This window comes from Streptococcus rifensis, from assembly GCF_053203525.1.
On the sequence record NZ_JBRUCW010000015.1, the window covers coordinates 58099 to 64546 of the forward strand.

Here is a 6448-nt window from a genome sequence, read left to right on the forward strand (position 1 = left end):
ACCCTAGTTTTCTGTCAACAGGACATTACGAAGTCCTACCAAGGATTTAAAGAGTTGATTTTTGCGAGCTAAGCGAGCAATTATCGAAACTTTCCGCTGTGATAAAAGTGCCTGAAACGCAATAGTTTCAGGCACTCGGAAGTTTTGAGACTTTTGGCTCAAAACTTAGGTTTGGAATCCCGAAGGGAGTCGCTACCGTCCGTTATCACCTAAGGAAAGTTTCAAAAGAGACTTTGTCTTCAATCTGAGCGGATGAAAATCCGCTTTTTTGATTGGTTTCAGTGTAAACCTCTGCTATTTTCCCAAAAAAATGGTAAAATAGAGGAGATTTTGAGGTGAACATATGCGATTAGATAAATATTTAAAAGTATCCCGAATTATTAAGCGTCGCCCAGTCGCAAAAGAAGTAGCAGATAAGGGGCGTATCAAGGTTAACGGTGTTTTAGCCAAATCGTCAACAGACATTAAACTCAATGATATCATTGAGATTCGATTTGGAAATAAAATCCTAACGGTTAAGGTTTTAGAGATGAAAGACAGCACTAAAAAAGAAGATGCTGCCAAGATGTTTGAAATCATTAGTGAAACAAGGGTAGAAGCAGATGAGCAAGATTAAACCAAGAGTTTTACAACTAAACAATTCCTTTATTCAGACGCAAAGACATAAAAACCAAAAGGTTCTCAAGGAGAAGCAGAAGAAAACCCGACTGATGGGGATGATATTGATCCTTGTTATCTTTTTGTTTACCCTGCCAGCTTACAACCTCATGCAGTCTTATGAAGATTTGCTAACCAAGCGCGCTAGATTAGCAGAAATGAAAACAGAGTATGAGACTCTAGAACAACAGGTCGAAGAAGAACAGGCCCTGGTCAAGAAACTTTCTGATAAAGATTACTCAGCTAAGTACATCAGAGCCAGATACCATTATTCTAAGGAGGGTGAATTTGTATACACGATTCCTAGTCTTTTGCCGAGGTCCAATTGATGGAAGATTTAGCGAAAACGATTGAAACATTTTTAGCCTACTCAGACGAAAAATTAGAAGAATTAGCTCAAAAAAATCAAAGCCTTAAACAGGAAAAAGAATCAGAAGACCAAATATCATAAGAAAGGAGAGGACACATGCGTAAAATCATTTTGTTTTTTGTGACCTCTACTTTTTTTATGAGCCTACCGGTAGACAGTGTCGAAAGGGATTTTGAACTCTCTCCAGAAAGACAGTTTCAATTAACCAGTCCGGTTTATTCGGATTACTATGAGACGGTTCCTGCCAACCCTAATGTCTATGAAACCATTAAGACCTTTAAAGACATCGAATTAACCGCAACTGCTGGAAAAATTGAACCCAACCAACCTCTCCATATCGTTGATATGTCTGTCAACAGTTATCTCCAACCTGTTTTTCAATTGGATAATGGGACATTTATATTAGCAAGTTCATCTGATATTTTTGAAGATGCAGTTACAAGTGTCTACTCAGCTGAAGAGACCTTCTGGTTAAAAAAAGGAAGCTCCGTGATGACTAGTCCGATTGGATTGGAAGCTAAAAAAGTGTCTCAAGCACCAAAGGATTACTCAAAGGTCATTGTTACCGAATTTGCGACAACCCCTCGTGGTCAATTTGCTAAGATTGAAGAAGGCTGGGTGTCGGTAGATGATTTATCAGCGCAAGATAATCGTATGGAAAGGGTACAGGAAATCCTAACCCAAAAATACAATCAAGCAGACTATGGGATTTATGTCCAACAGTTAGATACAGGTTCAACTGCTGGCATTAATGAAGATAAATGGATGTATAGTGCAAGTACTGCTAAGTTGCCGGTCTTATACATGGCACAAGAGCAACTGAATACCGCTAAAATCAAGCTATCAGATAAGTTAAAGTATTCTGAAGAAGTCCATCGCTTTAAAGGGGCTTACCAGCCTAGTGGTGCTGGTAGCATGCCCAAGAAGGCTGATAATAAAGAATACACGATTGAACACCTTATCCAAAAGACCGCCAAAGAATCAGATAATGTCGCAAGCAATATCCTAGCTTACCATTTGACAGATCAGTTTAATGCAACCTATTATCAGACTATAGACAGGGTTACTGGAACCTCTTGGGAGATGACTAAGAAAGACGGCACTGCTAAGATGGCTGGTTTGGTGATGGCGGCCCTCTACGATTTGGACCCCAATGGAACAGTTCTCGAAGCTCTATCTGCAACAGCGTTTGACAAGGAACGGATTTCCAAGAATATCGATGTCAAAGTAGCCCACAAGATAGGGGATGCCTATGATTTTCGCCATGATGTGGCAATTGTTTACGCGGACTCTCCCTATGTTATTTCCATTTTTACCAACAATAAAACCTATAATGACATTTCAACCATCGCTAATGATGTTTATGAGGTGCTCAAATGATGAAACAAGAGTTTTATAAAGTTGCCTCACAGAGGCACTTTTTTGATAAGCATGATAAGGTTTTGATTGCAGTCTCAGGTGGCCTAGATTCGATGACTCTCCTTTCCCTCATGCTGGACTACCAGGATGCCTTTAAAATCGAGCTAGGAATTGCTCATGTTCACCATGGCCAACGCCCTGAATCAGACGCAGAAGCAGCTTATCTAGCCTCTTATGCTGAAAGGCAGGCTATTCCCTTTCATTTGTCGCGTTTTACAGGGAATTTTTCGGAAGAAGGAGCGCGTGACTTTCGTTATCAGTTCTTCAAGGACTGTATGGAACAAAAGGGCTACACAGCCTTGGTAACAGCACATCATGCTGATGATCAAGCAGAGACCGTTTTTATGCGAATTATCAGAGGAAGCCGATTACGGCATCTATCTGGGATTAAGGAGTGTCAAGCTTTTGGTTCTGGGGAGCTGATTCGACCACTGCTTTCCTTTTCAAAGTCAGAGTTTGAGCCGATCTTCCATTTTGAAGATGACTCCAATCAGTCAAGGAATTATTTCCGTAATCGGGTTCGTCAAGATTACCTGCCCTTGTTAGTAACTGAGAATCCTAAGCTCAATCAACACTTATGTCATCTCGCGCAGGAAGTTGATGATTTAACCACAGCAATATCCGATTTGATCAAAGACATTGACTACACTTGCCTAGAGGTGTTTAATGCTTATCCAGACAGCATACAAACCTATTTTTTACAAGATTATCTGAGTCAAATTCCTGACTTAAAAACACTTCACAAGGCTCAGTTTAATGACTTGCTCCATATCCTTAGAACCCATCAAAACAAAATCATTCCTCTTAAGGCAGATTATCAGCTCATTGTGACCTATGAAGACTTTAAAATTGAAAAAATCCACCCCGAGACGGATGAAGTCCTACCGAATATTATGGTAGAATCAGGAAATCAAGTTTTTCATGGAAGTTTTCAATTTAGTTTCAATCAAAAGATTGACCATGTTGATCAGGAAGTGCCCCTCTTGTCTGATAGTCCAGTCTATCTAAGGTCCAGACAAGCAGGTGATTCGATAATTATCAATGGGCAAACTCGCAAGGTGAGACGGCTGTTTATCGATCAGAAAATACCACTTTCCGAACGAGACCAAGCTATTATCATTGAACAGGATCAAAAAATCCTAGGAATTGTTGGAATTGCTGTCAGTGATTTGAGTAAATACCCAAAAAATGATACAATAAACAACAGACTATATATCAAAAAAAATTAAATGAAAGAAAGACTTGCATGCTAGAACAAGATATTAAAAAAGTCCTTATCACTGAAGAAGAGATAGTAGCTAAATCTAAAGAACTCGGTCAGCTATTAACAAAAGAATATGCGGGTAAAAATCCAATTTTGATTGGCGTTTTAAAGGGATCTGTTCCATTTTTAGCCGAATTGATCAAACACATTGATACTCATGTTGAGCTCGAATTCATGATTGTTTCAAGCTATCATGGAGGGACAGAAAGTTCTGGTCATGTTAACATCATCAAAGATGTTGATGTCGATGTTGCTGGACGAGACGTGATTTTTGTTGAAGATATCATTGACACAGGTCGGACCCTTAAAGATTTACGCGAGCTTTTTCTCAAGCGTCAGCCAGCTTCTGTTAAAATTGTGACCTTGGTTGACAAACCAGAAGGCCGTGTCGTTGAGATTGAAGCAGATTACACAGGATTTATTGTTCCAAACGAATTTTTAATTGGGTTTGGGTTGGACTATGCTGAAAATTACCGCAATCTTCCATACATTGGAGTGTTAAAAGAGGAAGTTTACAGCAACTAAAGATAAGCAGGTATTAGCACATTTATGAATAATCGAAAAAATAGTTTCTTAAGAAATTCCTTCCTATATATAGTGCTCATCATTGCACTGGTTTCAGGATTTCAGTATTTATTCCACGGGGATGCAACTGTTAACCAAGAAATCTCCTATTCGCAGATGATAGAGCAATTTAAGGATGGAAAGGTTAAGGAAATCACTTATCAACCTGGAGATGGAGTGGTAGCCATAACTGGTACCTATAAAGAACCTCAAGAGCCAGAAAAATCAACTGAAACCAATATTCAATTCTTCGATACTACGCCAACGAAAGCTACAGGCTTTAAGTCATTGGTCTTGGGATCAGACATTACTGTTTCAGAATTAACGACTTTAGCTGCCGAGGAAAATGTGGAAATCACAGTTAAACCTCGTAGCTCTAACGGCATGTGGCTCAGTTTGCTGGTCAATTTTATTCCCTTGCTTTTCCTTGGGTTCTTCCTCTTCTCCATGATGAATCAAGGTGGAGCGGGTGGTGGTGCTAGAGGTGCCATGAATTTTGGCCGTAACAAAGCGCGCTCCATGACCAAGGATGATATCAAGGTACGCTTTTCTGATGTGGCTGGAGCCGAAGAAGAAAAGCAAGAGTTGGTGGAAGTTGTGGAATTCTTGAAGGATCCAAAACGGTACACAGCTCTTGGTGCCAGGATTCCGGCTGGTGTCCTCCTTGAAGGCCCTCCAGGAACAGGTAAAACCTTGCTAGCAAAAGCCGTTGCTGGTGAAGCAGGTGTTCCTTTCTTCTCTATTTCCGGTTCAGACTTCGTTGAGATGTTTGTCGGTGTCGGTGCCAGTCGTGTTCGGTCGCTTTTTGAAGATGCCAAGAAAGCTGCGCCAGCAATTATTTTTATCGATGAGATAGATGCCGTTGGTCGCCAACGGGGAATTGGTCTTGGCGGGGGTAATGATGAGCGCGAGCAAACCCTCAACCAGCTCTTGATTGAAATGGATGGATTTGAAGGTAATGAAGGGATTATTATCATTGCGGCAACCAACCGTAGCGATGTCCTAGACCCAGCCCTTCTTCGTCCAGGACGTTTCGACCGTAAAGTCCTTGTCGGCCGTCCGGATGTCAAAGGTCGTGAAGCTATTTTGAAAGTCCATGCACGGAACAAACCACTAGCAAGCGACGTCGATTTGAAATTGGTTGCTCAACAAACTCCAGGTTTTGTGGGTGCTGATTTGGAAAATGTTTTGAACGAAGCAGCTTTAGTTGCTGCCCGTCGCAACAAAACTAAAATTGATGCCTCTGATATTGACGAAGCAGAAGACCGTGTGATTGCAGGACCTTCTAAGAAAGATCGGACCATCTCACAACGCGAACGCGAAATGGTCGCCTACCACGAAGCAGGCCATACCATTGTTGGTCTTGTGCTGTCCAATGCACGTGAGGTCCATAAAGTGACGATAGTTCCTCGTGGTCGCGCAGGAGGCTACATGATTGCCCTGCCTAAGGAAGACCAAATGCTTCTATCAAAAGACGATATGAAGGAACAGTTGGCAGGTTTGATGGGTGGTCGTGTAGCTGAGGAAATTATTTTCAATGCCCAGACGACAGGTGCTTCAAACGACTTTGAGCAAGCGACTCAAATGGCGCGTGCCATGGTTACAGAATATGGTATGAGTGATAAGATGGGGCCAATGCAGTATGAAGGCAACCACGCTATCATGCCAGGAGTTGGAAGTCCTCAAAAATCCTTCTCTGACCAAACGGCTTATGAAATTGATGCAGAAGTTCGTGACTTGCTGAATGAAGCGCGAAACAAAGCTGCCGAAATCATCCAAGGCCATCGTGAAACACACAAACTGATTGCCGAAGCTCTTCTGAAATATGAAACCCTTGATAGCAACCAAATCAAATCTATTTATGAAACAGGTAAAATGCCTGACGAAACGGATGAAGAGGAAGCTAAGGCACTTTCCTATGATGAAGTGAAGCAAAAATTAGAAACAGAAACTAAGGAAGAATAAGTTCTTAACAAAGAGGTTTGATTCAATCTGCCTCTTTTTCTTCGCTTTTAAAATTGACAAACCGGGCCTTTAACACTGCGCACGAAAGTTCTAAAATGAAGTTAGCCACCTACGGGTATCAAAAAACATCTCAGAGAGATATAATTGTAATCACCACAACAACAATTAGAAAGACTCTGAGATGCAAAACTATTATACACCAAAAAGTA

7 protein-coding genes are annotated in these 6448 nt (G+C 41.1%); all 7 read left to right on the forward strand.

Features of this window, described 5'->3' with window-relative positions:
- Positions 1 to 343: 343 nt before the first annotated feature.
- Genes ACVRYP_RS09200 through ftsH form a run of 7 tightly spaced genes read left to right on the forward strand, consistent with a single transcriptional unit; the run spans position 344 to position 6239 of the window.
- Positions 344 to 616, forward strand: coding sequence for an RNA-binding S4 domain-containing protein (locus tag ACVRYP_RS09200; protein ID WP_447468422.1), 273 nt, complete (start codon positions 344 to 346; stop codon positions 614 to 616).
- Positions 603 to 986, forward strand: coding sequence for an FtsB family cell division protein (locus tag ACVRYP_RS09205; RefSeq protein ID WP_447468423.1), 384 nt, complete (start codon positions 603 to 605; stop codon positions 984 to 986). Before ACVRYP_RS09200 ends, ACVRYP_RS09205 begins: the two co-directional genes overlap by 14 nt.
- Positions 986 to 1108 (forward strand): SP_0009 family protein, encoded by a 123-nt coding sequence (locus tag ACVRYP_RS09210; RefSeq protein WP_447468424.1) that lies wholly within the window; start codon positions 986 to 988, stop codon positions 1106 to 1108. Before ACVRYP_RS09205 ends, ACVRYP_RS09210 begins: the two co-directional genes overlap by 1 nt.
- 15 nt (positions 1109 to 1123) lie before the next feature.
- On the forward strand, positions 1124 to 2407 hold the full coding sequence (locus ACVRYP_RS09215) for a serine hydrolase (protein WP_447468425.1): 1284 nt from the start codon (positions 1124 to 1126) through the stop codon (positions 2405 to 2407).
- Positions 2407 to 3675, forward strand: a complete 1269-nt coding sequence (tilS, locus tag ACVRYP_RS09220) for a tRNA lysidine(34) synthetase TilS (RefSeq protein WP_447468428.1) — start codon at positions 2407 to 2409, stop codon at positions 3673 to 3675. The genes ACVRYP_RS09215 and tilS overlap by 1 nt, the downstream gene beginning before the upstream one ends.
- Before the next feature lie 17 nt (positions 3676 to 3692).
- Positions 3693 to 4235 (forward strand): hypoxanthine phosphoribosyltransferase, encoded by a 543-nt coding sequence (hpt, locus tag ACVRYP_RS09225; protein WP_447468426.1) that lies wholly within the window; start codon positions 3693 to 3695, stop codon positions 4233 to 4235.
- Between the two features lie 24 nt (positions 4236 to 4259).
- Complete coding sequence (ftsH, locus tag ACVRYP_RS09230) at positions 4260 to 6239, forward strand: ATP-dependent zinc metalloprotease FtsH (protein ID WP_447468427.1); 1980 nt, start codon at positions 4260 to 4262, stop codon at positions 6237 to 6239.
- Positions 6240 to 6448: the final 209 nt, after the last annotated feature.